This is a genomic window from Streptomyces iconiensis, from assembly GCF_028657195.3.
Taxonomy (GTDB): Bacteria; Actinomycetota; Actinomycetes; order Streptomycetales; family Streptomycetaceae; genus Streptomyces; species Streptomyces iconiensis.
In genome coordinates, this window is record NZ_JANCPR020000031.1 from 37,976 (window position 1) to 64,024 (window position 26,049).

Sequence of the window (26,049 nt, forward strand, 5' to 3'; positions counted from 1 at the left end):
TCGGGGCCTCGGGCCTCGGGCCTCGGGTCGGGGCTTCGGGCCTCGGGGCCTCGGGCCTCGGGCCTCGGGTCGGGCCTCGGGGCTGAGACGCGCGGCAGTGCGGAGACGGGCAGCGGTACGGAGACGCGCGGCGGTACGGAGCGTCGCCTTGGCGCCCCGTCGCAGAACATCGCACCGGGCAGCCGGGGCCACGCGGCACACCAGGGGGTCGGGCGCCACGCGGCAGGCCAGGGGGTCGGGCGCCACGCGGCAGGCCAGGGGGTCGGGCGCCACGCGGCAGGCCAGGGGGTCGGGCGGGGCCGGTCAGCGCACTGGGGCCCGGGGCGTCAGGGCGCCGACCGGTCAGCGCACTGGGGCGCCAGGGCACCGGGGCGCCGACCGGTCAACACACCAGGTCGGCCGGTCAGCGCACCAGCAGGTCGAGCAGGCGCTCGGTCTCGGCCTCGGGGTCGGCCGTCAGTCCCGTGTGCACGGGGCCCGGCTGAACGATCGTGCTGCGCGGCGCGATCAGCCATCGGAAACGCCGTCCGACCTCGTCCCCGGCTGCCTGCCCCGCCGGCGCCCCGCCGGTGCAGACCCGCTCGACGGCGTGGAGCGCGGCCCGTACACCCCGTACGTCAGCGCACGGATCGAGCGCGTAGAGCCGGTCCTCGTCCAGGTGGGTGCGCGCGGCCAGGAAGGACCGGGCCCGGCAGTACACGAGAATCCCGGCGTTCATCAGCTCGCCCCGCTCGATGTGCGGAACGACGCGCAGCAACGCGTACTCGAACACGTCGAGGTCGCTGCGCCGCGCCTGTGTCGCGTGGCTGCGCTTCACTTGGCATCGCCACCCTTCCCGGTGAGCCAGCCCGGTGCCTGGGAGGGCCTGTCCTTGCTCGGCTCGCCGAGCGTGATCCGCTCATGGATGGTACGGGCGCGTGGCGCCAAAGCCCCGGCGTACGCGGCCCGCACCTCGTCGGGGTCAGCGAACCCGGGCTCGTCCGCCAGCCACTCGTCGGGGATGTCGGCGGCGCAGGCGGTCAGCAGCTCCTCCGTCACCCGCGGCGCGAGCGCGGCTGCCGCCGCTTCGATATCGGGCGCGAACGGGGCAAGGGCGTGATCGGAGGCGTCGTAGGGCCGGTCGGCTGCGGCGCGCGCCGTGGCCCAGTTGTGGTGGAAGATCAGGGTGGCACCGTGGTCGATGAGCCACAGATCGTTGTGCCACACCAGCATGTTCGGGTTGCGCCAGGAGCGGTCGACGTTGTTCACGAGCGCGTCGAACCACACGACGCGACCGGCCTCCTCCGGGCTCACCTCGTAGGCGAGCGGGTCGAAGCCCAGTGAGCCCGGCAGGAAGTCCATGCCGAAGTTGAGCCCGCCGCTCACCTTCAACAGTTCCTGAACCTCTTCGTCCGGCTCAGCCAGACCGATCACCGGGTCCAGCCAGATGCGCACCAACTCCGGTACCCGCAACCCGAGTTCACGCGCGAGCCGCCCGCACAGCACCTCGGCGACCAGGGTCTTGCGCCCCTGCCCGGCACCGGTGAACTTCATGACATAAGTACCCAGGTCGTCGGCCTCGACCAGCCCGGGCAGCGAACCACCCTCCCGCAAGGGCGTGACATAGCGGGTGGCTGTGACTTCTGGAAGCATTCCCCCAGGCTATACGCCAACGTGACCTCAAGATCCACGGCGGGCTCCCGCCCCCCGAACCCGACGGTCCTCCCCGGTCACCCGCTGCCCTGGGGAGCAGCCGGGGAGTTTCCGCCGCCGCCCACCGTCTCCTTCTCCGAGCCGCCGAACAGAGCATCGATGGCACGGCGCCCCCTGTTACCGGCCTCCGGCATGAAGTGCGCGTGGTGGTCCAGCGTGGTGGTCGGCGAGGAGCGCCGCAGCCGGCGAGCGAGCGTGACCGGGGTGAGCCGGGCGCGGGAGTGGCGAACAGGGCCTTGCCGTGTCGGGGCCCGGGGCCCAGCCCTCGGCGACGACCACGTACACCTTCGGGGCACCGCGAGGTGCATCCTGGGCGCTACTTGCGCTCGTAGACCTGACCGCCGCCGTCGTCGTGAGTGAGATAGAGACTCGTCGGCGAGTCCGGGCCCACGAAGACCGCCTTCATCTCACAGCTCCCTGCGCCCCCGCCACTCCCGCCTTCCGGCCTGAACGTGATGAGCGCGCCGGGCCCCTCGTCGTGGATCTCGCCGAGCTTCCATGTACCGGTGCCCGCGACGCGCGCGTTCTCCCCGGGCGGAGCGTCGGCGGGTGCGCACGCGGCGCTCAGCGCAATACCCTCGGCGCTGAAGCGGCCGTCCTCGCGGAAGTGCATCTGCCCGCCCCGGTTCCCCTTCCAACCGCCGGTGAGGTCCGACTCGTCCACGTCAGGCGGCGGGCCGCCGAACAGGCCGAAGTAGGCCCAGGCGGCCAGCAGGACGAGCAGCAGGGCGACCGCGCCCAGCGCGACGAAGAGGGGCCGGGGGCCCTTGGACGGTGCGGCGCCCTGTGGCGCGGCCCCGTCAGCCGACACCACGGAAGTCGTCCTCCTTCGCCGCGTTCTCAGAGGTCGCGTAGCGCCGGGCCTCCGCTTTGATGCGCTCCCCCGCCTCGGGAAGCGACCCCGGACCGGCCATGCCCGCAGGCCGCTCCGCACGCTCCGCCCACCCGACCTTGCCGACGTACTCGGAGTCGCCCCATCGCTCGTGCTCGCCGTTCTTGTCCCACTCGTACGGCCACTTCGTGTCCTTCTTGTACTGCTTCTCCAGCTCGATCCCGCGCTGCCGGTTCGCCGCCCGCTTGAGGGCGTCCAGCGCATGGTCCCGGTCCTTTACGACCGGTGCGTCCGAGAAACCGATCTTCGAGAGGTCGGCCAGCTTGCGCAGGGCCTTCGCCGCGTCGTCGTCGGAGGTGGTGGCCTTGTCCAGGAAGCCCTTGACGTTGTCCCTGACCGCCTCCAGTTCGGCGGTGGTGGGCGGGTCCTCGCCCTTCTCGGCCTGGGACTTGACGAGGAAGGAGTGCTCGTTGGTGTCCTCGACCACGATGTTTTTCTTCTTGGCCTCCTCTACCGCGTCCAACAGTTCGGTCTGACAGCGGAGGGTCTCGCGCCGCGCGTCCTTGAGGATGTTGTGGACCGAGGTCGCCTGGGAGACTGCGTCGCCGAACTCCGCGACCGTCTTGGTGACGAACTCCTTCGTCACGGTGGCGTTGAGGCCGGTCCAGTCGGCCGTCTTCGCCTTCCCCTCCAGCTCCGTCTCGGCACGCGTCCTGAGCTTCCGCAGCTTGCCCAGCATCTGATCCCAGTCGGTGATGGCGGGGTCAAGCTTCTTGTTATCACCGTCCCGTAACGCGCTGAGGTCCATCAGCGGTCGGCCCCCCTGCCGAACCCGTCCTCCAGGGAGGAGATCCGACTGATGACGGTACCGAGATAGTCGTCCTGGTCCTTGTGGACGTGCTTCGTATAGTCCAGGTGGTTGGAGATGTGCGCGCACGCGTCGAGCACGTTGCGCAATTGCTCGACCCTGCGCGTCGCCACGTAGTCGAGCGCCCCACCGACAGCGAAGTCCTTCGCCAGCTCCCCTCCGGCCTTGAAGCTGCTGGAGCGGGCGTGGTCGCCGTCCCTGTCCAGGTCGTTGTGGAGCGTGAAGGCGGCGTCCCCGATGGCCGCCAGGTCCTCCTGACTCACCTTCAGATCGCCTGCCGGCGGCGCTCCTCCGCCGGGTTCGAGGGCCTGGGTCAGCTGCATCGGCGCGGAATCCCGGGCACCGGTATGGGACTTGTTCCGTTCCTACTCGTCCTCGAAAGACATGCCGACCCCCCACCTCAGCCACTGCAGCGTCAACTGCCGCACATGGCACGGCCGTTGCTACGCCGTCACGCCACCGGGCCGACTCGCCCCGCCCCACGGGCGTCCCGCGCCCGAGCCGCCCGCAGCGGCCCGACGTGGGCGATGAACTTCAAGAAGACCCCCGTCGCGGTCGCGCACTCCTGGCTCGTGCAGACCAGGCGGCCCAACCGCCCCGGCTCCAAGAGCGCGGGCAAGTCGACGAAGTTCCTGCCCCAGCTGGGGCAGGCCGGCTGGACCCCGAACGACAGCCGGGACGTGATCTGCCCCACGAACTCCGACAGCACGGGCTGTGCGACCAAGTACAGAATCCCGGACACCATCACCTCTGGCGTGTGGAAGCTGTATGACGACGACACCCGGTTCGCCGCACCCACCTACAAGGCCGCACCCACCTACAAGGAGGTCTGCGGCCAGTCGCCCGTGTCGAACTGGCAGAACACCCAGTCGACGCAGCCGTTCTGCTCCACGTTCTCGGGAGAGACCAAGAACCGGCTCATCGGCGGTGAAGAATGCTGGGTCGCTTTCCCCGAGTTCGCGCCCTGCGGCACCAAGGACATGCTGACCTGCACCGTACCCAAGCCGTAACGTCGGCCTGATCGAATTCGGGTGGGGTGGGGCGGCGTTGGCTGTCTCCTGCTCCACCCGCCTGAAACACCACTGCACGAATGGAGAACGCTGTGTCCGATGGTCTCGAATGGGTCGAAGACGTCTGGTTCAGCATGGGCGACTACGGCAACCTGTACTTCACCTGCGCCCGGGGTATCAGCCCGCAAGAACTCGCGGTCCGCGTAGCCGGGCAACCAGTCGATATCCTGCCTGCGCTGACCCTCCGCGAGGCAGCCGACGTTGTGGCCGACAAGAAGACCGTCCGCTCGGTCGGCCGTATCGGAACCAGCGGCGAATGGTCCTACCTGGTGGAAACCGGTGAGTGCCCCGGATGGGACCTCCCGGCGGAGGTGTCCCGCGACGGGGCGGAGGTACTGGTCCTCGACCCGCAGATGGACAATCCGCCGCACATCATGACCTACTCCGAAGACGGCCGGGGCCTGTCCCTCTGCATGTTCGATGCCTACGGAGACACAGACGGGCCGCTCAGGGACGCATTCGCCGAGGCCGGGCTGTTCAACGACGAGGAGGAAGAAGTAGACCTCAACCCCGACCAGTTGCTGCTGCGCGCAGTCGGGAACCACCTCAGCCTTTCCCTGCCCCGGAACACCATCCTGGAGGGGCGTCTCCCGGCGGTCATCACCCGGACCTCGCCCCCGTCATGACGTGCGATAGGTGTCCTCTCCGCTTCTCCTGGTCCACCGAGACGGCGTCTATGTCTTCGAACTGGAACCGACGCGGTCGGCCGCAGATCGCGGGACAGCCTCAGTTCCACGACCTGTTCGTCGGCGTGCGTCGGAGGTCGACCAAGTCCAACCCGCGCGACTCCTGGCGCCGCAGCCCGTATGCGTACGCATACAGCGTCTTGACCAGCGCAGCACCTCGTATGGCCGACACGGAGCCCTTCATCCGCCGCGCACGGATCTGCTCCGCCCTGCCGTCGGCCGCGTCGAACAGCCGCTGCACCTCGTCATAGTGCAAGGGCCGAGACCGCGGATCACCCTCGTACTCCGCGACATGCAGCACCGTGTTCCACTCGTGAAAGACCTGCTGCGGCACCGTCCCGAAGCGCTGCTCGCGCTCCTCCAGCCAGCCGTACCGGGAATCGCTGATGTAGGCGCAGAACATCTGGATCGGGATCTCGTACCCGCGTGTCGTGGACACCATGATCGGTTTGGGGCCCGATCGCAGGTGGCTGGTGAACGCCTCAGCCTCGGCAGGTGTCCAGTGCCACGAATACAGGCCGGTGAACTCCGCCATGCGGCGGATCAGTGCCAGCCGGGGCGTGATCGTGCCGGAGCGATTGATGAACGGGAACATCCCGGTCGTACACGAGATGGATGAGCGCCCCCCTGGCTTCATCGCACCGAACCTCAGCCCGGCCGATCTGCGCCTGGAGCCGCAGGAGTTGGCCGAGGGTGTGTACTCGCTGATGGCCAACGAGGTGCCCAAGGACAGCAACGGTCTCATCGTCGGCGAAAAGGCGGCTCTCATTGTCGACTCGGGGATCACCCCCGGCATCGGCCGCCACATCCAGGAGGTGGCAGCGGAGTTGACCGACAAACCTGTCCGCTATCTGGCCAACACCACCTACCACGGCGATCACACCTTCGGTAACACCGCGTTCGGCGAGGAGGTCACCGTGATCTCCTCGCGTATCGACAGGGCGGCCATGACCGATCTCGCAGCGGAGAAGCGGCTCCGCACGGAGAGCATGTACGGCGACCGGTCGCTGGACCAGGTGCGTACCTGGTGCAAGCCGGACGCCGTCTTCGACCGGTTCTGCGAGATCGATCTGGGCGGCCTCGTGGTCCACTTGTGGCATCTCTGGGGCCGGGCAACGGCTCCGGAGACACCTTCGTTCACGTACCCGCAGCGAAGGTGGCCTTCACCGGCAACTTCGTTCTGCCTGCGGGGGCCACGCCGATGATGCTCAGGGGCGACCCCGTCGGCTACGCCCACAGCCTGCGGACCATGCGGGCGGTGCTCGATGTGGAAACGCTCGTGCCGGGGCACGGCTCCCTCAGCCCCGCTGAACCAGGTATCTCAGCGTGGATCTCCAACGTCGAACACCTCGCCGCCGCCGTACACCGCGGTAAAGAGGCCGGTGTACCGGTGGAGGTGTTGTGCGACGAACTGCCCACCCAGGAGTTCGCCCTGGTCCGGCGGCTGCTGGCGATGCTCTACGACGTACTGGACGGCGACCTCCGACCCGGGAGGACTGGGGGGACTAGGAGGACTGGGAGGAGCTGTGGACGGCGGGCCCGGAGGGCTTCCCCGCCGAGCAGGTCGCGACGTACCTGTCGCGGGCACCGGCACCCGCACCCGCACCGGCGGGTCGCGTCGTCGTACGGGCTCGGTCGCCTCATAGCTGGGCCGCGAGGCGGGCGTAGGTGTCGGCGGCGGGTTCGGCCTTCGCGTGGCGGTGTCCTGTGCCTGCCCACAGGTGGATCAGGTCGGTGTCGCCGGCCGCTGTGGCCGCCTTGCGGAGAGGGCCTGTGAGGTGGTGGAGGGCGGGATAGCCCGCCGGGGCGATGGGGTCGTAGTGGTCGGTGAAGCGGTTGCGCAGGGCGCGTGCGGGCCGTCCGGTGAAGGCGCGGGTGACGGTGGTGGCGGGGAAGGCGGGGTCGGCCAGTGCCGCCTTGTGCGGCGCGGACGCTCCGCTCTCGTGGGTGCGCAGCAGCGCGGTGCCGACCATGGCGGCTTCGGCGCCTGCGGCCAGCGCGGTGGCCACATCGGTGCTGGTGGTGATGCCTCCAGTGGCGATGAGGGGCAGGTCGGCGGAGCGGCGCACGGCGGCGATCAGGTCGGTGAGCTGGAGGGGCCGGGGCGGCCGTGCGGGGGTGAGCGTGGCCGAGTGCCCTCCGGCGTCCTGAGCCTGGACGATCAGTGCGTGGACGCCGGATTCAGCGGCCAGGCGCGCTTCTCCGGCCGAGGTCACGCACTGCAGAACGGTGCTCCCCGCGGTGCGAAGAGCACGTACGACCGCGCGGTCCGGGATGCCGAAGGTGAAGGAAACCCAGGGCACGGGCGCCGAGGTGAGCAGGTCGATCTTGTCCGCCCAGTGGTCGTCGTCCTCGACGGGTTCCCCGGGCAGGGTGAGGCCGTAGCGGTCGGCCTCGGGCCGCAGCGCCCGCGCGTAGCGCCGGTACGCCGCGTCGGAGACGGGAGCCGGGTTGGGGACGAACAGGTTGACGCCGAAAGCGATGCCTTCGGCGCGTGCGGTGTGGATCTGTCCGGCGAGTGCCTGTGCGGTCTTGTACCCGCCGGCGAGGAACCCCAGCCCGCCTGCGCGGGCGGCGGCGGTGACGAGTGCGGGGGTGCTCGGTCCACCGGCCATCGGGGCCGCGACGAGCGGCAAGTCTGTTCCGAGGTCGGACAGCAGGGTGCTCACGACAACTCCTCCTGGAGGTAAGCGCGTCGGTGTCGGTACGGGTCACGCCGCCGGGGTGACGGGGGCGAGGTGGTGCGGGAAGCGGGGGTGCGGGAAGCGGTCGTACGGACGGACCTTCCGGGCCTCATTCCCGCGGCGCGGGCAGCCGCCGTCCTGGCGATGAGCGTCAGGTCCGACTGCGTGCGCCGACGCTGCGGCAGCCCTCCGTGCGAGTGCATGCGCTGGCGCTGCGGCAGCCCCCCTGCAAGTGCATGAGCCACCAGTGCGACCGCGTGCGCTGACCCCTGCGGCGCGGACGCCTCCGCGGCTGTCGGCGCACTCACGACTGCCGGCGCACTCACAACCGTCGGCGCGCTCACGGATGCCGACCGCTGCAGGGCTACCGACGGCCGCAGAGCTGCCGGCGCCTTCACGGGGGCTGAGGGCTGCACGGGGTGGGCACCTTCCTGGCGGCGTTCACGGGCCGACTTGGAATGCTAGGCAGCGCACGCGTGGCTGTGAAATGCCGGTTACGCTGGCGCTATGCGCCGTAGGCATGGATGCACGAGAGGAGTGCCGGGAACATGGAGGTCGAACTCCGTCATCTGCGGGCCTTCACGTCCGTGGCCCGCCATCGCTCGTTCTCCCGTGCCGCCGAGGAACTGCTGATCACGCAGCCGGCGCTGAGTCGTACGATCGCGCAGCTGGAGGGGAATCTGAGCGTCCGCCTGCTCGACCGTTCCTCGCGGCATGTCGAACTGACGGACACCGGCGCTGAGTTCTTGATCCACGCAGAACGGGTGCTCGCGACGCTGGACGAGGCCCTCGCGGTGGTGAGCCGCCGTGTCACGCTGCGGCTCGGTTTCAGCTGGCTGCTGCCCGACCCCTGGGCGCAGCAGGCGGTCAGCCGTTTCGAGGAGAGCACGGGCGCGTCGGTCGAGCTGACCAGGACCGACGACCCTCTCCAGGCGCTGCGCCGGCGCGCCGTCGACATCGCGCTGGTCCGGGGTGACGTCGAGGTGCCCGGAGAGGCCCGTGCCGTGCGCCTGTACGACGAGCCGCGCGTAGCGGTGTGCTCGGAGCGCTGTGCTCTGGCCCGCCTCGGCCATGTCGACTGGTCGGACGTCCGGCACTGGCCACTGGTCGTGAACACGGTCAGTGGCACCACGGGCCCCTGGTCGTGGCCTGAGGACCAGCGTCCTGCGCAGATCATCGAGACGGCCAACTACGACGAGTGGCTGGAGACCGTGGCCGCCAACCGCGGGATCGGCATCGTGCCCGAGGTCGCGCAGCGTCGCACCCAGCACGCCGCCCTCCGCTTCGTGCCCCTCATCGACGCCCCGCCGAGCCCGGTCAGCCTCGTCCATCTCCCCGGCGCGCAGCGCACGCTGATCCGCCGGTTCCTGGACGCCGCCCTCCGCACAGCCCCGGAATGACGCCCGGCGCGGCTCCCCTGTGAGCCGCACGCCCCAAGGCCGCACGACCCAAGCCGCAGGCCCAAGCCGCAAGCCGTAAGCCCTGAGCGGCATCCATGCCCGCTGTGCATACGCGCGTCGCACCAGGCATTTCCGCCCAGGCCGGCAGGTCATTAGCGTCGGTGGTGCGACAGAACGGCGCGACAGAACGGTCCGGCAGGACAGACCGGCAGGACGGTTCGGCAGGACGGTCCGGCAGGACAGACCGGGCCTCACCCGGGCCGCGACCGCGAAGCGGCCGGACGTGGATGCGGTTGCCCGCTGAGCCGTCCGCCCCGACAGCGCCCGTCCCGGCAACAGAGCGACCAGGAGCAACAAGCATGCCCAAGGTACGTATCGACCTCATACGCGGCCGTCGTCCCGACGAGCTGAAGGCGGTCGCGGACGCCGCGCACCGCGCGCTGGTGGAGGTGCTGGGCATCCCCGAGCGGGACAGGTTCCAGCTCATCACCGAGCACGAGGCTGACCACGTCATCGCCCTTGACGCCGGGCTCGGCTTCGAACGCACCGACCGGCTCGTGATGATCCAGATCTTCACCCAGGCAGGACGTACCGCCGAGGAGAAGCAGCACGTCTTCCGAGCCGTCGCCGAGCAGTTGGGGCACCTCGGCATCGGCGGCGAGGACGTCTTCGTCTCCTTCGTGGAGAACGGCCCTCAAGACTGGTCGTTCGGTTTCGGGCGCGCGCAGTACACCGAAGGAGCCCTGCCGGTCCCCGCTACGGCAGCGGACCGTGGCCCCGGCGCTCCGCAATGACGCTGTACGCGCCGACCCGTTCCTCCAGAAGCGCGATCGACAGCGGAACGGACACATCGCGAATGGCAGCCAAAGGAGGAGGCGTGCCGTGCGGAAAGCGCGTTTCGATGTTGCTCTTCAGCTCCAGGAGCCAGTGAGCCGCATCGGAGTACGAGGGCAGGACACGCATGTCCCGTACAGCGAAGCCGCTTTGGCTTAGCACCTTCGCGAAGTACTCAGGTGTCTTGCGGTAGCCGATCGCCAGATGGTCGTCCTCCTGCGGGACGGCGGGCTCGGCGGCGATGAACTCCTCGCTGTAGAGCGTCTCGGAGACGACGAGCAGTCCGCCTTCGCGCATACGTGCCGACAGCGCGGCCATCGTCACCTCGTACAACTGGTACGGGAAGTGGGTGATGGCCCCACGCAGGACGACGAGGTCGTAAAGGCGTTCCGGGTCGGGTAACCGGGAGATTTCAGCGGCGTCGCACAGGTAGAGAGGAACGCGTCGTTTCTCGCCGTGGCGGGTTACGAAGTCAGCGCTGTATTCCAGCTGTTGCCTGCTGATGTTGACGCCCTCCAGGCAGTCGCACTCGGGGAAGGCACGGGCGAGCTGATGCAGGGTGGCGCCCCAGCCGCAGCCGAGGTCGAGGACCCGTCGCATTCGGGGGCGGTCGGGCGCTGTGAGGCCGGCGAGTTGCAGTTGTCGTTCGAGATGCCGGGTTCCGGCCTCGTCGAGGGAGACGGGCCGGGGCGAGTCGGGATGGTCGTAGACACCCCACTGGAAATGGAGGAGATCTCCCAGCACCTTGCGCCAGTCCTCGGGGCTGTCTTCATAGGCGCTCGCCACCTTCTCCAGATAGGGGTGGTTCTTCTGGTGCCCCCCTATCACGCGGTAGCCGGCACTTTCGTCGTGGGTCACTTTTCTTCTCCTGGGTGCGGAAAGCCGGTTGGTGAGGGGCCATTGGGGGTCTCATCGCGGTGTCACCGTGTGGGGCGTTCCCGTGTCCGGTCCTGCCGCGTCGATCGCGGCGGTGCGCCAGGCGGCACCGATCGCCTCCTCGATCCTGCGGGCATGGAAGACGGCGTCACGGGGATCGTCGCCGCGGTCCAGCCCGTCCTGGACGACGGCGAGGGCGAGCGCGCACAAGGTGTCGTCGGCCGCGTCGTCGTAGTAGTCGAGGAATTCTTCCGGCACCTGGGCGCCGACCTCACGCAACCGGCTCACGAGCGCGCAACAGTCCGCGTAGTAGACCCGCATGTCGGTGTGCGCGGCGAGTGCTCCGGCCGCCTGGCTGCCGGCCAGAGCGGTCCAGGACATCGCGCTGTTGAATTCGTAGGCGCCGGTTTCAGGGGGCCAGCGGACGAGTTGGGAATCGCTCATCCCCAGCGCGCGTGCCACCTGTCGGAGTTTGGGACCGGCGTCGCACACAATGCGTCCCAGCGTGAGGTAGAGATCGGCGGCGGGAGGGTGCGGGAAACGGGCGAGCATGGTGCCGTAGGCGCCCAGTTCGGCTTTGTGTGACTGTGCCTCGATGGCGACCAGGCGGCGGAGCCGTTCCCGGCCGGTTTCTCCGTCGGCGGGGAGGTCCAGCAAGGCGTTGGGGAGGGGAGCGGCCTTACGCAGATGCTCGACCTCGCTCACGAGATCCTTCGCCGTGGTCCTGCCGGTCCTATCAGTCCTGCCGGTCCTGCCGGTCCTGCCGGTCCTGTCGGATTCGGACATGTCGCGGGGCTTCCTTTCTGGCTTTCCGAGAGCTGCTTTTCCGTGAGCTGGCGTTCCGAGAGCCGGCGGCTTTCTGAAGCTGGCTTTCCGGGAGCTGGCTTCTCTCGGCTGCCCGAGCGCCGGGTTACCGAGCGCCGGGTTACCGAGAGCTGTACGCCGCTGTGACCGGGCGCGGCGGGCTTCACGCCGGGTCAGGAGTGCGGCGGAATTCCGTGAGGAGCCTGTCCATCCGGCGGATGCCTTCGGCTAGTTCGGACGGCTCGGCGAGCGTGGTGAGACGGATGTGCGGGGGTCCGCCGGGGTGGTCGTCGGAAGGGGCGAAGACGCTGCCGGGAGCGACCAGTACGGATTCGCGGCGCAGCAGCGCCTCCGCGAATTCTTCCGTCCGCAATCGCGCCGGCAGCGGGAGCCGCGGATAGGCGTAAAAGGCCCCTTGGGGCAAGGCGCAGGAGACGCCGGGCAGTTGGGTGAGCGCCTGGTACGCCGTGTTCCGCCGGAGGGTGAGCGCGCCGTCGGGAGCGGTGACGCGCCTGACTCCCGCCCGGGTGGTCGCCGACAGGGCCGGGGGCACGGCCAGTTGCCCCGTGGCGTTCGGGCACAGGCGCAGGGAACAGAGTTCCGCGAGGGTGTCCCGGTACGCCTCGCCCATACCGGGTGGGCGGCTGAGAAGCACCCAGCCCACGCGGTAGCCGGGCAGCCGGCAGAACTTGGACAGTCCTCCGAAGCTGAGGCACAGCAGGTCAGGAGCGAACGTGGCCAGCGGGACGAAGGGTTCGGTTCCGTAGCGGACCTCGTCGTACACCTCGTCGGCGAAGAGCACCAGATCGTGCGCCCGGGCCACGGCCGCTATCTCTTCGAGGGTGCGGGGCGGCCAGACCGCGCCGGTGGGATTGCCGGGGTTGATCACCACGATGGCCCGGGTCCGCGGTCCCACACGTGCTGCCAGTTCGCCCGGATCCGGTGTCCAAGCCTCGTCCTCGCGGCAGGGGTACGGGACGGGAACGGCTCCGGTGAGGCCCACGCACGCGCGCCAGAGCGGATATCCGGGCGAGGGCACGAGTACCTGGTCGCCGGGGTCGAGGAGTGCCTGTGTGGTCAGCGTGGCCAGTTCGGAGACGCCGTTGCCCAGGCACACGTCCCGGGGTGTGGCCCAGGAGATGCCGCGCCGATCGCGGAAGTGTTCGGCGACGGCCGTCCGCGCCTCGCCGGTGCCGGTCTCCGGGGTGTACCCGCCTGCCTCACCGAGGCGTTCCCTTACCGCACCGACCACGTGATCGGGGGGATCCAGGCCGTGTGCGGCGGGGTCGCCGAGGTTGAGGTCGATCAGCTCCCTGCCCTCGGCACGCAGGCGCGCGGCCAGCTTCATCAGGGGGCCGCGCAGTCCGGGAGCGAGGCGGCGGGCGGTGACCGAGGGGCGCGGGTCGCGGGCCGTGGTCCTGTGCGGGGCTGTCATCGGGCGGTTCCCTCCGGCGTCACCCGGGTCAGCTCTGCCCGCAGCTCTCCCATGCGCACCGTGTCGGGAGCTATGCGTTCGACGGCGCTGACGGCGGACCGTACGGCCGCCTCCTGGCTGTCGACGTCATGCATATAGCTGCCCGCGAGCTGCAGATGCGGGCTGCCCGAGCGGGCGCGCAGCTCGTCGCGGGCCCGGACGGCGTCGGCGGTGAGGAGCAGCTGACGGTAGTTCTCACGGTGCAGTTCGTGGGAGGGCGCTGCGCGGTGCGTGATCCAGCTCTTGAAGATGTCCACCCCCAGCGAAGGCCCGAACCAATAGGTGGTCTCGCCCCACCCGCCATGGGAGGTGACGTTCACGGCCGACCAGTGGCGGCGGTCGGCCGGCATGTGTGCGGGGTCCCGGTGCAGGGCCACCGTCACCGGTACGTAGGGGAGTTGGCGCAGGCGCGCGCCGATCACGGCGTAGGCGGGTTGGTCGTCGAGCAGCTGTGCGGCTGCCTCGGCCGGGAGGGCGACGACGGCACGGTCGTAGGTCTCCTCCCCGCTCTCCGGCGTTGTGACATGGATCGGTGCGCTTCCGCCGTCTCCGGCAGCGGACAGGGAGGTGACCGGGCAGCCGAGACGGAGGCGATCTCCGAGCGAGGCAGCGAGCCGGGTGGTGACCGTCTGGAGGCCCCCGGTGAGGTTGGCCCACCGGGCGGCCACGTCAGGCCGGTCCGGCGGGGACATCAGGGCCCAGGCCGCCGCGATCCGCGCGGGCATGGCAGCGGCGTCCCCGGACCGACAGCCGACGAAGGACGCCAGCCACGGCAGCAGTACGTGATCGCGTACGGCGGCAGGGGTGCCCAGTGTGCGGGTCAGTTGCTCCACGGTGACGGACGGATCGCCTTGCCCCGGGCCCGGCTCTGCAGCGGCGCCCAGGAACTCCTGGACGTGCTGCCAGGTCCGGCCGGTGACGGGAGAGCGTCCCGTGCGGGCGTCGTTCCCGGCGTCGGGAGTGACCAGGGAAGGAGTGGCTGTTCCGTGTGTGGTGACGGTGAGGGACAAGGGTGCGCTGACTTCGTCCCCCGTACCGATGCCCAGCAGCCGCCGCAGCGCCCGGTGGGCGAGGAAGTCCACCGGCGACAGGTGCTGGGCTCCCGAATCCACCAGCACCGTGCGCTGCCCCTCGGCGCCGGGATCGGGAACGGAGACCGGGACGGGGACGGGAACGGACAGGACGTTCCCTCCGGAGCGCGGCCTCGACTCGTAGACCGTGACCTCGTGTTCAGGAGCCAGCAGCCAGGCCGCGCTCAGGCCCGAGATGCCCGCTCCGATGACGGCGATGCGCATACGTACCTTCCTGAGTCGGGTGGACGGAATCGGCGGCGCCGGCTCCCCGGGGCTTGTGCGGCGCCGACTCTCCCCTTTCGCGGCGCCGGCTCCTCCGCCTCCGGGCGCCGGCTCCTCCGCTTCCGGGGTGGTCCCGGGGACCGTGCGGCAGTTCGCCGGGTGCCTTCAGTCGACGGGGGTCTGCGCCTCCGGCGGTGGGAAGAAGCCTGAATCGCGGAAGTAGCGCAGATAGAGGTCGATCAGGTGCTCATCGACGGGCGGGCAGACGATCCCGCTGCCGGCCGTCGCCCTCTCCGTGTTGCCGCGGTCGAAGCCGGGGAAGACGCCGGCGAAGTACATCTCCTTCACCGAGATGCCCGAGTCGCGGGCCGGTTCGATGAACATGGGGATGTAGGGCGCCATGGGGTGCTCGGGGTGATCGGCCGTCAGCCGGGCGATCACGTCCACCCATGCGTCGTACGGCTGGGTACGGACCCGGTATCCCATGGTGCGCAGCCGGTCGACGAGCAGATCGAGCCGGGCGTCGTGGGGGTTCGTGATGTGGTACACCCTGCCGTCCGGTTCCTCGTGGGTGAGGACGCGCGTGATCACGTCCGCTGTGTAGTCGACGGGCACGAAGTCGAGGGGCAGCGGGATGTCGGGGGCGATGCCCGTCTCGGCGATGGTGCGGAAGAGCGCGCACATCATGGTGTCCGTGTTCCAGACGCCGCGTCCGGTGGTGCCCGTGACCTCGTAGGGCCGGTGGATGGCGGCGGGCAGCCCGCGTTCGGCCGCCGAGGACACCATGCTTTCGGCGACCCACTTGCTCTCCGGGTAGCCCAGGGAGATGCGGTCGGGGTGGGCCAGCGGGGTGTCCTCCGACACGTGGCGTACGCCGGCGGTACCGAAGCCGGCGATGACGGCGATCGTGGAGACGTAGTGGACCGGCTTGAGCGTGTGTGCGGTGGCCAGCTCCAGAACGGTGGCGGTGCCTCCCACGTTGGTGGGAGCCAGGGCCTCATAGGGGTAGGCGAAGTTGACCTGGGAGCCGGCGTGCAGGATGAGGTCGCTCTCGCGGGCGACGCGGTCCCAGGTGGTGTCGTCCAGGCCGAACCGGGGCTCGGACAGCTCTCCTGGAACGGGTGTCAGGTGGTCCTCGCAGGCCGAGGGGTCGAGAGCGAAGCGGCGCATACGTGCCGCGAGCCGCGCGAGGCCCTCCGCCTCGTCGCCCGCCCGGGTCAGGCAGAACACCCGGCGCACACCGGCCTGGACAAGCCTGTCGATCACGTGGACGCCCAGGAAGCCGGTACCTCCGGTGAGCAGCACCGATTCCGGCACCGCTCGCCGGGGAGCCGGCGGCGCGTCGAAGCGCAGCCGCGGGTCGAGCGCCGCATCGGCCGTGAAGTCGGGGCGTGCGGCGTCCGGGAGCTGTCCCGTGGCCGTGGCCAGGTCGCGTACGCGGCCGGTGAACGCGGAGAGCGTCGGGTTGTCCAGCAGGGTGCGGATCAGGTCGCGGCTGTGCTCGGGGCGGATCGAGAAGCGTTGCCGAGTGGCCGCGGCGACCTGGGTGGCACGCAGCGAGGTACCTCCCAGTGCGAAGAAGTCGTCCTCCGCGCCGGGAGTGCCGAGGCCGAGGAGGTCGCCCCAGATCTCGGCGACGGTCTCTTCCTCGCGGCCGAGGGGCGCACCGTTCCCGGCCCGGCCCCCGGCTGTCCTGTCCCCCTCCGCGGAACCCCCTTGTGCCCGATCTCCCTCCCCTCGATCTCCCTCTCCCCCGGCGGTCTCTCCCCTGTCGGTCATCAGCGAGAGCAGCTGGTCGCGGTCCGGCTTCCCGCTGCTCTGGAGCGGCAGCCCCTCCGCCACTACGAGACGCGCGGGCACCATGTAGGCCGGTAACCGGTCGCGTGCGTGGTCGAGTGTCCGCCGGTCGAGACCGGAGGTATCGGCGCCGGGGACAGCGACGACAGCCGCTCCGAGGCGCTCTCCCGCTCCTTGCCCGATGACGTCGGCGGCGGCCTGTGCGATCTGGGGGTGTGCTGTCAGTACGGCTTCGACCTCGTCGAGTTCCACCCGGAAGCCACGGATCTTCACCTGGCGGTCCCGGCGCCCCAGGAACTCCAGTACGCCGTCCCTGCGTTGGCGCACCACGTCCCCCGTGCGGTACAGGCGCGCTCGCGGGTCGGATCCGAAGGGGTCGGGGACGAAGCGCTGCGCTGTTTTGCCGGGATCGTTGAGGTAGCCGAGGGCGACGCCGTCTCCTCCGAGCCACAGCTCGCCCTCCTCACCGGGGGCTGCCAGGTCACCGTCGTGCCTGACGACGTACGCGGTCGTGTTCGCAACCGGCCTGCCGATCGGCACCAGTTCGGCGTGCGGGGAGAGCCTGTCGATCCGGTGCGTGGTGGACATGACCGCGTTCTCGGACGGTCCGTACCCGTTGAGGAACACGCGTGGACCGCCGTGTTCGAGCACGGCCCTGACCGCGGAGGGGTTGAGCACGTCACCACCGGCCATCAGGCACCTGAGAGAACCGAACATCTCCGGCTTGGCCTCGGCGTGCCGGTGGAACAGACCCGCGCTGAGCCACAGGGTGGTGATCCTCCGCCGCCGCAGCGTCCGGGCCAGGTCCTCACTGTCGAGCAGGTCGTCGGGGTCGGGGATGACGAGGCAAGCACCGTTCAGCAGGGTGCAGAAGATCTCGTAACAGGAGACGTCGAAGGTCGGGTTGGTCGTGGCGAGCAGGCGGTCGTCGGCGCCGGGTACGGAGGGATCGTCCGCGTGGACGAGCCTGACGAGCCCGCGATGGGTGCAGACGACTCCCTTCGGCGTGCCCGTCGACCCGGAGGTGTAGATGACGTAGGCCGGGTCGGGCGCGCCGCGCCCCTCGGTCCAGGTGGTGTCCGGCGAGGGCAGCTCGTGCCCGGCCATGTCGTCCACCGGCACCCTCGTCGCCCGTACGGTGTCCGGGATTTCGCAGTCCTGGGCCGTGATGACGTGACCGGCTTCCGAGTCCTCCAGGACCTGCACCAGCCGTGCCTCCGGATGGTCCGGGTCCAGTGGCAGATAGACGGCGCCGGCTTCGAGGACGGCCAGCGCGGCAACCACGAAGTGCGCCGACCGCTCCAGCAGTACGGCCACGACCTCGCCCTCGCCCACGCCGCGGGCCCGCAAGTGGCAGGCGGCGCGGCGCACTTGATCGCGCAGCTCGCGGTAGCTCCACTCGCCGGCGCTCCACGTGAGGGCCGGCGCGTCAGGTGTCCGTTCGACGGCGGCGGCGAACAGGTCGGTGAGCAGCGCGTCCCGTGGATAGTCGGTGGTTGTGGCGTTCCACTTCGCGATGTCGTCGGGCAGGTTCTGTGTCTGTCGTGTCCCGGACTGTTGTGTCCCGGTCGGCATCGGAATGCCCCTTCCGGAGAAGTCGGTGGTGTACCCGGAGAAGTCGGTGGTCTACGGGGAAACGGGCGGTGGTGCCTTTGGGCGCGGGCAGGCAGGCGGCTCGCGCCGCGGCCGAACGCGGTCCTGGCCTGCGAGGGTTGGGCCCGCGCCCTCACGCCGGAACCCAGGCGGGGTCCTGGCGCCGGGGCCCCGGAGCACGGTTCTGGCACCGGACCGGAGTACGGCCCTGGCGCCGGCCCGGAGAACGGTTCCGGCACCGCCGGCCCGGAGCACGGTCCTGGCCCACGGGGGCTCAGCCGCGCAGCAGGACCTTCCCGGTGCGTCCTGGCCGGGCCGCCGCCGCCAGGGCCTGCCTGAACTCGCTCAGGTCGTAGGAGGCCGCGACCTCCAGGCCCGGCATGCCGTCGGCCATGTCCGCCGCGACCGCGCCAGTCAGCTGCCGTACCGCGTCCCGGTCGAGACGGCCGAGCCGTTCCGGCAGCCAGAAGCCTTCGATCCGTACATCGCGGAAGATCAGCTCCTCGGGCGGCACGGGCAGAGGCTCGCCTGACAGCAGGCCGTAGCTCACCAGGCGTGCGCCGGGCCGCAAAGAGGCCAGCAGGCACCGGCCCATCGCCCCTCCTACGGCATCGAGCCCCAGGGCTGCGCCCTCTCTACCGACGACCGTCTTCAGCTGTTCTTCCAAGGGAGCGCCCGGGTGCGTGAGGACGGGCACCGCACCGATGCGCTCAAGCGCTCTCGCGTGCTCCGCCCTGCGTACGACGGAGACACAGCGCAGGCCGCGGCGGTGGGCGAGGTACGCGATCATGCGTCCCACCGCGGATCCCCCGGCGGTGACGAGCACGGTGTCGCCGTCCCGCAGTGCGGCGGCACGGAGCAGCAGATGCGCGGTGAAGGGGTTGACCGTCAACTGGCAGCCGGCTTCCAGGGACACCCCTTCACCGAGCGGGTGCACGGAATCGGCCGGTGCGCAGACGTGCCGCTGCCATGTGCCGGTGACCGCCACGGCGACCCGGGTCCCGACCGCCGGTGCCGTCGCTCCTGGACCCAGCGCTTCGACCACCCCCGCGCCTTCGAAGCCCACGGGGGAAGCCGACAGCGCGTCTCCCGGCCCTGCCCGCAGCGTGGTGAACCTCGCGGGGCGCCCGTACTCGCCCTGGACGAACAGCAGGTCGGAGGGGTTCACAGGGCGCGCGGCCACCTCCACCCGTACTTCCCCGGGGCCGGGGAGCGGTGAGGGCACCTCGACGAGCCGCAGTACGTCGCTCGGCTCGCCGTACTTCTCGAACATCACGGCGCGCACGGGGAGTCCTTCTCCGTCGACCAGCGGGCCAGCATCTCGTCCCGCAACGCCGCCACCGAGGTGTGGCCGGAGTGGACCATCTTGTTGACCAGTACGTACGCCGCCTCACCCGCACGCAACGCGGCCCACAGGTGGTCCGCGGTGCCCGCGCCTCCCGAGGCGATCGTCGGCAGCCCCGAGGCCCGCGCGATCGCCCGGGTGAGTTCCATGTCGTAACCGTCGCTCGTCCCTTCGCGGTCGAGGCTGTTGGCGAGCACGGCTGCGACCCCCAACTGTCCGAGCCCGGTGGCCACGGCCGTGGCCTGGACGCCTGTGTCCTGTGTGCCGCCTTCGACGCGGACCAGCCAGCCACCGGCCCCGTCGGAGGCGCAGTTGAGGACACCCATGAACCGTTCGCCCCCGTACTGGCGGACGGCTGAGACCACCCGCTCCCTGTCCTCGATCACGCTCGTACTGACGGACAGCACATCGGCCCCGGCCTCCAGCACGGTGCCTGCCCCGGCGACGGAGGGGAGGCGCCCCTGCTGCACGGAGACGAGTACCGCCATGCCGGTCCGCTTCAACTCGTGCAGGAGAGAGGGCAGATAGGGGCACTCGTGCCAGGCGTCGAGCACGTCGACGAAGAGCTTGGTGGCGCCGTCCTCCGCATAGCGTCCGGCGATGCCTGCGACGTCACCGGGGTCGGACAGACCGGAAATGCCCGAAGCCGGGGTCGCCTCCCCGTGTACGACGTCGATGCACGGGATCACAAGGTCCGCGAGTTGGGTGCGGCGGTCGGCGAAGGGTGTCGTCTGTGAGGTCACGGTTCATGTCCTTTCGGTACCGCGGAGCACTTGTCGTATCCGTCCGCTCTCCGGGGCCAGTTGCCGGGCGACAGCGGCGGCGGAGTACAGGGCTGTCTCCTGCGTGTCCACGTCCGCCGTGGTACGCCCGGCGATGAAAAGCCCGCCCCGGCCCTGCACGGCTGCCAGCCGCGCTCTCGCCCTGTGCGCCGCCGGTGTGGGCAGTTGGGTACGGAAGTGCGAGCGCGCCAGTTCCAGCCGCGGCAGAGCATCACGGTGGGTGAGCTGGCTGACGAAAAGATCGTCTCCCGTGGCCGGTCCGTACCACGTCGTCGTCTCGCTCCACGGACCGTGGAGCGTCACGTTGTCGGCGGACCACGCACGGCGATCGGCGGGCATGCCGAAGGGGTCCAGGTGGAGCCCGTACGTCAGGTTCCTGTGGGGGATGTCCGCCAGGGCCGTGCGGATGCCGTCCGTGCCCGCGAGTGCGTCCAGCACCGCTGCCGCGCGGTCGGCGGGCAGGGCGAGCACCACGGCGTCCACGGCGTACGCGTGGCCGGCGGCGTCGATCAGCTCGAAGTCCCCGCCCTTCCTGACCACATGGCGCAGGGGAACGTCCAGGTGCACGGATGCCGTCCGCAGCTTCGCCGCCAGCGCTGCGGTCAGGCTGTCGGCTCCGCCGCGCAGAAAGGTCAGCTCGGGGGCCCGTTCGAGGTCAGGCTGCGGGTCGGCGTAAAGGGCACCGACCGCACGGGCCGAGAGGGTGCGGGCCTCGTCGAGCGTGCAGCCGAACAGGGAGGCGGGCAGCGCGCAGACCGCTTCGGAGGTGAGCGGCTCCGGCAGCCGCCACGCGCTCACGGCCTCCCCCAGCGTGGTCTCCCAGGGAAGGTCCTCGGCCTCCCAGCGGGCGGCATCGGTTGCCAGCCGCAAGAGGGCGCGATGCACCGAACCCGACGAGGTGACCGGTCGTCCGGTGCTGCCCGGCTCCGAAGGAGAGACCCACAGGGGCGTCGTGGCCGGGTCGCGTGTCAGGGTCCGTGACGCGCGTGAGACCACGAACTCCTCTGCGGTCACCCCGACGAGCTGAGCGATGCGGAGCCAGGTCGTGAAGCTCTGGGGCGATGTCTCGCGTACACCGAGGTCGACTTGATGCTGCCGCCCGCCGTGCCGGACCGTCACGGATTCCGCGTTGCCGCCAAGCCGGGGACGTTCCTCGACGAGCACGGTCTCGTGCACGCCGTCGAGAAGCCAGGCGACCGCCAGACCCGCGAGGCCGCCGCCCGCGATGCCGATACGCATGATCCCGCTACCCGTCCGGGCCGGCGGGGCCGTTCGCCGCGCCGGCGGACGGCTCGGCGCCTCCTCCCGTACCGGCGGAGACTCCTTCGTCTCCCCCGCCGGCGGAGGCACCCTCGTCTTCCGCGTCTCCCGCAGCGGCACGCCACAGGTCGTCGATGCTCCTCCACAGCAGATCGGCCATGAAGGCGGCGGCCTCCGGATCGTCGCCCTGGCTCAGCCCGTCAGCGACCACATCGGCGGCCAGGTCCAGAAGCTCCTGGGAACCTCCTGACGCGTAATAGTCCAGGAAGGAATCCGGGGCTTCGATCTTCGAGGAACCGATGTCCCGCACCAACTGCTCGCACTGCGGGAAATAGACGGCCATGTCCGTGTGGAGGGCGAGGGCCGTGGCTGCCTGACTCCCATTCAGTGCTATCCACGACAGTGCTCCGGCGAAGGCGAAAGTGCGCCGATCGCGAGGCCGGAGCCATAGGTTGTCCGGGTCCATTCCCAATTCCTCCGCACATGCGGTCAGTTTGGGCCTGGCACCGTTCACCAGTTGGCTCAGCGTGACATAGAGGGTTGCCGCGGGGCGGCCCGGGAAACGCGTCAGCATGACACCGTAGGCCGTCATTTCCGCTTGATGGCACTGCGCCTCGGCGGCCACCAGACGACGCAGGTTGTCCGTGGAAGCCCTGCCCTCACGGACAGCCGCCAGCAGAGCGTTGTCGAGACCTTCCGCCGTGCGGCGGTCGTCCATCTCTCGTATCAGTGCACCGGCCCGGGACGGGATTGGCCTCTGCACAGGAGTACACCCCTCTTCCGATCTCTTCCGTTCGCTTCCGGTCCAGACCTTCATCGCTCGCGCGGGGTCGCCGGGTAGCCAGGCGGGATCGGCCAACACCTCGGTTCGATGGGTACCTTCGACACGGGATTCCCGGGACTTTCGGTTCTGGTGGAAGGCGTGAGGTGGGCGTTCACCACGCCCCGCCGCTGGCGGCACGCGGGGCCCACATCTGGACCGGGCCCTCGCGCCCGCGCCCGGCGACCACGCCGGTGCGCCCTGGGGAGACACATCGCGGAAGACACATTGCGAAAATACTGAGCCGTTCCCTGGGAACCACTCGCCAACAGCGGTTCAGCACAAGAGCGTTCGGGTAAACCGGGGTCCACCGCATCGGCCGGCACGCAGCCGGCGTGGGAGACTTTTATCCGTCGTTGACGGCTCAAGAAGGCAGCGTTCTGCGTGGAGGCCACCGGGAAGGAGGCCACAATTGCCACACGAAGAACAGGAACATTCCTCTGCCTCGGCACCCTCTCCCTGCGAGCAGGGCGCACAGACCGCAGCACTGCACGAAATCGTGCGGCTTCTCTGTGACTTATTGGAAATCACAGAGCGGATGTATTCCACCGCCATCTCAACGGCTGAGCGAGAAACGCCTGGTCCCTGCGGTCCTCATTCGCCGCCCCCGGGAAGGGCACCGCCCGTCAGGCTCAAGACGGAACGCCTCGCTCCCCGGGAGGTGGAGGTCTTCGAGCTGCTTCTCACCGGTGCTTCCAACCGCCATATAGCGAGGCAATTGGGTATCGCCGAACGCACGGTCAAGAACAACCTGCATTCCATCTACAGAAAGCTCGGCGTCTCGGGCCGCGCCGAGGCGATCGCCCGGTCCGTTGCGACGGCCCAGCCGGAAGAAGACACGAACGACAGCTGAGCCCCCGCCGCGTGCGCACACCCGGCGGCAGCGCGAACGCGGCACCCAGTACGCGCGGAGCGGAGCCGGGTACGCGCGGAGCGGAGCCGGGTACGCGCGGAGCGGGGCCGGCGAACGGTCACAGGGAACCCGGGCCTCTCTCCGGGAGACCCCGGGTCTCCCGGCACCCCCGGGCCCCCTCGGGGACACCGGGTCTCCCCGGGACACCGGGTCTTCCCCATACCCCGGGCCGCCCCGGCACGAAGACCCGGGAACGTAGGCCGGAAGAACTCCGGCACCTAATCGTGGACGGCGGCGACGGTTGCCGACGGCGCCTCGGCGGGGGCGTCCCGCAGGCCGAGGCGGAGGTGCTCGACGTGGAAGAGCGCCTGCTCCAGCAGCTCGGCCACATGGTTGTCGTACAGGGCGTAGACGATGGAGCGGCCGTGGCGCTCGCCGGTGACCAGGCCCAGGTTGCGCAGCAGACGGAGCTGGTGGGAGCAGGCGGATGCCTCCATGCCCACGGCCTCGGCCAGGTCGCCGACCGCGCACGGGCCTTCCTGGAGGCGGGCGAGGATGTACAGGCGTGAGGGAGTGGCCAGGGCCTGGAGGGTCGAGGCGACATCGCCGGCCCCCGCCGCGTCCAGGCGCTCGCGCGGGGTCGCGCTGTTCTTGCCGTCGGCTCCATGACCCATGACGCCATCCTACCGGCGACACCTGAAAACCTGTTCACATATTCCTGTACGGTGAGCGGGTCGTCGTCCCCGCCCGCGAAGGGTCGCCCCGTCATGCCTTCCGCTCTCCCCCGGCGTTCTGAACGAGCGGCTACGGCGGCTCGGACCGCTCAGCCGACTCCGTCAGGTCAGCCAGCTCCTTCTGCTCCGCCAGGTTCGAAGGGACCGTCGGGTCCGAAGGGGCCGTCGGGTCCGTCGGGCCCGCCAGCTCCGTCAGGCCCGCCAGCTCCGTCGGGTCGGCCAGGTCGGCCAGCTCTGCCGGGTCGGTCAGGTCGGCCGGCTCCGTCAGGTCCGGCGAAGGTGCCGGTGCCGCGGCGCCGTACGCGCGTGTTGGCGCTGGCCGAGGCACGGTGGGCCGGGGCGGCGCTGGTGCTGTTCCTGATGGCCCTGCCGCTCCAACTGGCCGGCGCCTCCGCCTGGTTGTGGGGGCCGCTGTACGCCGCCGCATACCTCACCGGCGGCTGGCAGCCTGCCTGGGCCGGGCTTGCGGCGCTGCGGGAGAAGACCCTGGACGTGGACCTGCTGATGATCGTGGCCGCGCTCGGTGCCGCCTCGATCGGGCAGGTGATGGACGGCGCGCTGCTGATCGTCATCTTCGCCACGTCCGGCGCCCTGGAGGCGCTGGCGACCGCACGGACCCAGGACGCCGTCCGCTGCCTGCTCGACCTCGCGCCCACCACCGCCACCCGCCTGGACGGTGACGGAGGAGCGGAAGAGAGCGTCGCCACCTCCGATCTGAGGGTCGGCGACACCCTCCTGGTCCGGCCCGGCGAGCGGGTCGGCGCGGACGGGCGGGTGCTGGCCGGAGCCAGTGAGGTCGACCAGGCCACCATCACGGGCGAGCCGTTGCCGGTGGCGAAGGAGGCCGGGTACGAGGTCTTCGCCGGCACGCTGAACGGCACTGGAGCGCTGCGGGTCGAGGTCGGGCGGGACGCCGCCGACTCCGTCATCGCCCGGATCGTCGCGATGGTCGAGGAAGCGTCCGGGACCAAGGCGCCCACACAGCTGTTCATCGAGAAGGTCGAACAGCGCTACAGCCTCGGCATGGTCTTCGCCACCCTGGCCGTCTTCGCTGTCCCCCTCGCGCTCGGCGCCGATCCGGCCGGCTCGCTGCTGCGCGCGATGACGTTCATGATCGTCGCTTCGCCGTGCGCCGTCGTCCTCGCGACGATGCCGCCACTGCTGTCCGCGATCGCCAACGCCGGGCGGCACGGCGTGCTGGTGAAGTCCGCCGTCGTGATGGAGCGCCTCGGTCAGGTTGACGCGGTGGCGCTCGACAAGACCGGCACCCTGACCGAGGGCACCCCCCGGGTCACCGACATCCGCCCGCTGGTCGGCTCAGGGCTGGACGCGGAGTCCCTGCTGACGCTGGCGGCTGCGGCCGAGCACCCGAGCGAGCACCCGCTGGCACGTGCCGTGGTCGCCGCCGCGCTGCACCGCGGTCTGACGGTCCCGGACACGCGGGACTTCACCTCCGCACCCGGCGTGGGCGTCACCGCGACGGTGGGCGGACAGACGATCGCGGTCGGCGCCCTGGCCCGTCTGCTCGATGATGCCGGTGATGCGCGTGAGCCACGTGATGCCGGTGATGCACATGCACATGTGCGTGATGCCGCCAAGGCCGCTGATGCCGGTTGCGCGGCATCGGCCGAAGCGGCCGTGGTGGGGGCCGAGTTGGAGCGCGGTGGGCGTACAGCGGTCCTCGTACAGCGTGCCGGGCTGCCGGTCGGCGTCCTGGGCGTGGCCGACCGCCTGCGCACCGATGCCGCCACCACCGTCGCGTCACTGGCCATCCTGACGGGCAGTGCGCCCATGCTGCTGACCGGCGACAACGCACGCGCCGCCGCGCTTCTGGCGGAGGAGGTCGGCATCGGCGACGTGCGCGCCGGGCTGCTGCCCCAGGACAAGGTCACCGCTGTCCAGGGGCAGGAGAAGGCCGGGCACAAGGTCCTGGTCATCGGCGACGGGGTCAACGACGCGCCCGCCCTGGCCGCGGCCCACACCGGTATCGCCATGGGCCGCGCCGGCTCCGACCTCGCGCTGGAGACGGCGGACGCGGTCGTCGTCCGCGACGAACTCGCCACCGTCCCCGCCGTCGTGAACCTCTCCCGCGCGGCCCGGCGCCTGGTCGTACAGAACCTGGTCGTCGCAGCGGTGTTCATCTCCGGTCTGGTCGTCTGGGACCTGGCCGGCCACCTGCCACTGCCCCTGGGCGTCCTCGGCCACGAAGGCTCCACCGTCATCGTCGGCCTGAACGGCCTGCGCCTGCTGCGCGACACCGCCTGGAACCGCGCCGCCGCGCCGGACCCGCGGTGACAGCGCCTCGGCGCCTCCTTCGGGGGCGGTGACGGCGCCGGGCCGGCGCCGCTGT

The 26,049-nt window shown here is 70.4% G+C and carries 25 protein-coding genes; 7 read left to right on the top strand and 18 right to left on the bottom strand.

Features of this window, described 5'->3' with window-relative positions:
* Positions 1-403: 403 nt before the first annotated feature.
* The 5 genes from NMN56_RS27555 to NMN56_RS27575 form a co-directional block, all read right to left on the bottom strand.
* Positions 404-817 carry a DUF3037 domain-containing protein gene (locus tag NMN56_RS27555; RefSeq protein WP_274046329.1) on the bottom strand — a complete coding sequence of 138 codons (414 nt, stop codon included), beginning with the start codon at positions 815-817 and terminating at the stop codon, positions 404-406.
* On the bottom strand, positions 814-1,632 hold the full coding sequence (locus NMN56_RS27560; protein ID WP_274046330.1) for a HipA family kinase: 819 nt from the start codon (positions 1,630-1,632) through the stop codon (positions 814-816). The genes NMN56_RS27555 and NMN56_RS27560 overlap by 4 nt, the downstream gene beginning before the upstream one ends.
* Positions 1,633-2,008: 376 nt before the next feature.
* The gene (locus NMN56_RS27565; RefSeq protein WP_274046331.1) at positions 2,009-2,506 is read right to left on the bottom strand and encodes a hypothetical protein; all 498 of its coding nucleotides are present in this window, start codon (positions 2,504-2,506) and stop codon (positions 2,009-2,011) included.
* Positions 2,493-3,332 carry a hypothetical protein gene (locus tag NMN56_RS27570; protein WP_274046332.1) on the bottom strand — a complete coding sequence of 280 codons (840 nt, stop codon included), beginning with the start codon at positions 3,330-3,332 and terminating at the stop codon, positions 2,493-2,495. Before NMN56_RS27570 ends, NMN56_RS27565 begins: the two co-directional genes overlap by 14 nt.
* Positions 3,332-3,715, bottom strand: a complete 384-nt coding sequence (locus tag NMN56_RS27575) for a hypothetical protein (RefSeq protein ID WP_274046333.1) — start codon at positions 3,713-3,715, stop codon at positions 3,332-3,334. Before NMN56_RS27575 ends, NMN56_RS27570 begins: the two co-directional genes overlap by 1 nt.
* A gap of 204 nt (positions 3,716-3,919) precedes the next feature.
* On the opposite strand from NMN56_RS27575, the gene NMN56_RS27580 reads away from it, so the two are divergent.
* Entirely contained in the window at positions 3,920-4,402 is a 483-nt protein-coding gene (locus tag NMN56_RS27580) for a hypothetical protein (protein ID WP_274046334.1), read from the top strand.
* A gap of 92 nt (positions 4,403-4,494) precedes the next feature.
* Positions 4,495-5,088: a hypothetical protein gene (locus NMN56_RS27585; RefSeq protein WP_274046335.1), complete on the top strand. Its 594-nt coding sequence runs from the start codon at positions 4,495-4,497 to the stop codon at positions 5,086-5,088.
* Between the two features lie 100 nt (positions 5,089-5,188).
* Here the strand turns inward: NMN56_RS27585 and NMN56_RS27590 are convergent, their stop codons facing one another.
* Positions 5,189-5,743: a hypothetical protein gene (locus NMN56_RS27590; protein ID WP_274046336.1), complete on the bottom strand. Its 555-nt coding sequence runs from the start codon at positions 5,741-5,743 to the stop codon at positions 5,189-5,191.
* Here NMN56_RS27590 and NMN56_RS27595 point away from each other — a divergent pair.
* On the top strand, positions 5,730-6,353 hold the full coding sequence (locus tag NMN56_RS27595; RefSeq protein ID WP_274046337.1) for an MBL fold metallo-hydrolase: 624 nt from the start codon (positions 5,730-5,732) through the stop codon (positions 6,351-6,353). The genes NMN56_RS27590 and NMN56_RS27595 overlap by 14 nt on opposite strands.
* A gap of 435 nt (positions 6,354-6,788) precedes the next feature.
* On the opposite strand, the gene NMN56_RS27600 is transcribed toward NMN56_RS27595, so the two are convergent.
* Positions 6,789-7,817 carry a nitronate monooxygenase gene (locus NMN56_RS27600; RefSeq protein ID WP_274046338.1) on the bottom strand — a complete coding sequence of 343 codons (1,029 nt, stop codon included), beginning with the start codon at positions 7,815-7,817 and terminating at the stop codon, positions 6,789-6,791.
* A gap of 563 nt (positions 7,818-8,380) precedes the next feature.
* On the opposite strand from NMN56_RS27600, the gene NMN56_RS27605 reads away from it, so the two are divergent.
* Together NMN56_RS27605 and NMN56_RS27610 are read left to right on the top strand one after the other, a co-directional pair.
* Positions 8,381-9,232: a LysR family transcriptional regulator gene (locus NMN56_RS27605; RefSeq protein WP_280842901.1), complete on the top strand. Its 852-nt coding sequence runs from the start codon at positions 8,381-8,383 to the stop codon at positions 9,230-9,232.
* Between the two features lie 359 nt (positions 9,233-9,591).
* A complete protein-coding gene (locus NMN56_RS27610; protein WP_274046340.1) occupies positions 9,592-10,026 on the top strand; it encodes a tautomerase family protein in 435 nt (144 codons plus the stop codon).
* On the opposite strand, the gene NMN56_RS27615 is transcribed toward NMN56_RS27610, so the two are convergent.
* The 9 genes from NMN56_RS27615 to NMN56_RS27655 form a co-directional block, all read right to left on the bottom strand.
* On the bottom strand, positions 9,989-10,924 hold the full coding sequence (locus NMN56_RS27615; protein WP_274046341.1) for an SAM-dependent methyltransferase: 936 nt from the start codon (positions 10,922-10,924) through the stop codon (positions 9,989-9,991). The genes NMN56_RS27610 and NMN56_RS27615 overlap by 38 nt on opposite strands.
* A gap of 51 nt (positions 10,925-10,975) precedes the next feature.
* Complete coding sequence (locus NMN56_RS27620) at positions 10,976-11,647, bottom strand: hypothetical protein (RefSeq protein WP_283742514.1); 672 nt, start codon at positions 11,645-11,647, stop codon at positions 10,976-10,978.
* Between the two features lie 262 nt (positions 11,648-11,909).
* On the bottom strand, positions 11,910-13,181 hold the full coding sequence (locus NMN56_RS27625) for an aminotransferase class I/II-fold pyridoxal phosphate-dependent enzyme (RefSeq protein WP_274046343.1): 1,272 nt from the start codon (positions 13,179-13,181) through the stop codon (positions 11,910-11,912).
* Positions 13,178-14,515 (bottom strand): FAD-dependent oxidoreductase, encoded by a 1,338-nt coding sequence (locus tag NMN56_RS27630; protein ID WP_274046344.1) that lies wholly within the window; start codon positions 14,513-14,515, stop codon positions 13,178-13,180. The genes NMN56_RS27625 and NMN56_RS27630 overlap by 4 nt, the downstream gene beginning before the upstream one ends.
* Before the next feature lie 165 nt (positions 14,516-14,680).
* The gene (locus NMN56_RS27635; RefSeq protein WP_274046345.1) at positions 14,681-17,887 is read right to left on the bottom strand and encodes an amino acid adenylation domain-containing protein; all 3,207 of its coding nucleotides are present in this window, start codon (positions 17,885-17,887) and stop codon (positions 14,681-14,683) included.
* Positions 17,888-18,179: 292 nt separating this feature from the next.
* Complete coding sequence (locus NMN56_RS27640) at positions 18,180-19,190, bottom strand: zinc-dependent alcohol dehydrogenase family protein (RefSeq protein WP_274046346.1); 1,011 nt, start codon at positions 19,188-19,190, stop codon at positions 18,180-18,182.
* Positions 19,178-19,993 carry a HisA/HisF-related TIM barrel protein gene (locus NMN56_RS27645; protein WP_274046347.1) on the bottom strand — a complete coding sequence of 272 codons (816 nt, stop codon included), beginning with the start codon at positions 19,991-19,993 and terminating at the stop codon, positions 19,178-19,180. Before NMN56_RS27645 ends, NMN56_RS27640 begins: the two co-directional genes overlap by 13 nt.
* Positions 19,994-19,996: 3 nt before the next feature.
* On the bottom strand, positions 19,997-21,271 hold the full coding sequence (locus tag NMN56_RS27650) for an FAD-dependent oxidoreductase (RefSeq protein ID WP_274046348.1): 1,275 nt from the start codon (positions 21,269-21,271) through the stop codon (positions 19,997-19,999).
* A gap of 7 nt (positions 21,272-21,278) precedes the next feature.
* On the bottom strand, positions 21,279-22,010 hold the full coding sequence (locus tag NMN56_RS27655; protein ID WP_274046349.1) for a hypothetical protein: 732 nt from the start codon (positions 22,008-22,010) through the stop codon (positions 21,279-21,281).
* Between the two features lie 514 nt (positions 22,011-22,524).
* On the opposite strand from NMN56_RS27655, the gene NMN56_RS27660 reads away from it, so the two are divergent.
* Entirely contained in the window at positions 22,525-22,965 is a 441-nt protein-coding gene (locus tag NMN56_RS27660; protein ID WP_274046350.1) for a helix-turn-helix domain-containing protein, read from the top strand.
* Between the two features lie 278 nt (positions 22,966-23,243).
* Here NMN56_RS27660 and NMN56_RS27665 read toward each other — a convergent pair whose 3' ends face one another.
* The gene (locus NMN56_RS27665; RefSeq protein ID WP_274046351.1) at positions 23,244-23,639 is read right to left on the bottom strand and encodes an ArsR/SmtB family transcription factor; all 396 of its coding nucleotides are present in this window, start codon (positions 23,637-23,639) and stop codon (positions 23,244-23,246) included.
* Positions 23,640-23,769: 130 nt separating this feature from the next.
* Complete coding sequence (locus NMN56_RS27670) at positions 23,770-24,027, bottom strand: hypothetical protein (protein WP_274046352.1); 258 nt, start codon at positions 24,025-24,027, stop codon at positions 23,770-23,772.
* Here NMN56_RS27670 and NMN56_RS27675 point away from each other — a divergent pair.
* Positions 24,006-25,994 (top strand): heavy metal translocating P-type ATPase, encoded by a 1,989-nt coding sequence (locus NMN56_RS27675; protein ID WP_274046353.1) that lies wholly within the window; start codon positions 24,006-24,008, stop codon positions 25,992-25,994. The two genes, NMN56_RS27670 and NMN56_RS27675, sit on opposite strands and share 22 nt — an antisense overlap.
* Positions 25,995-26,049: the final 55 nt, after the last annotated feature.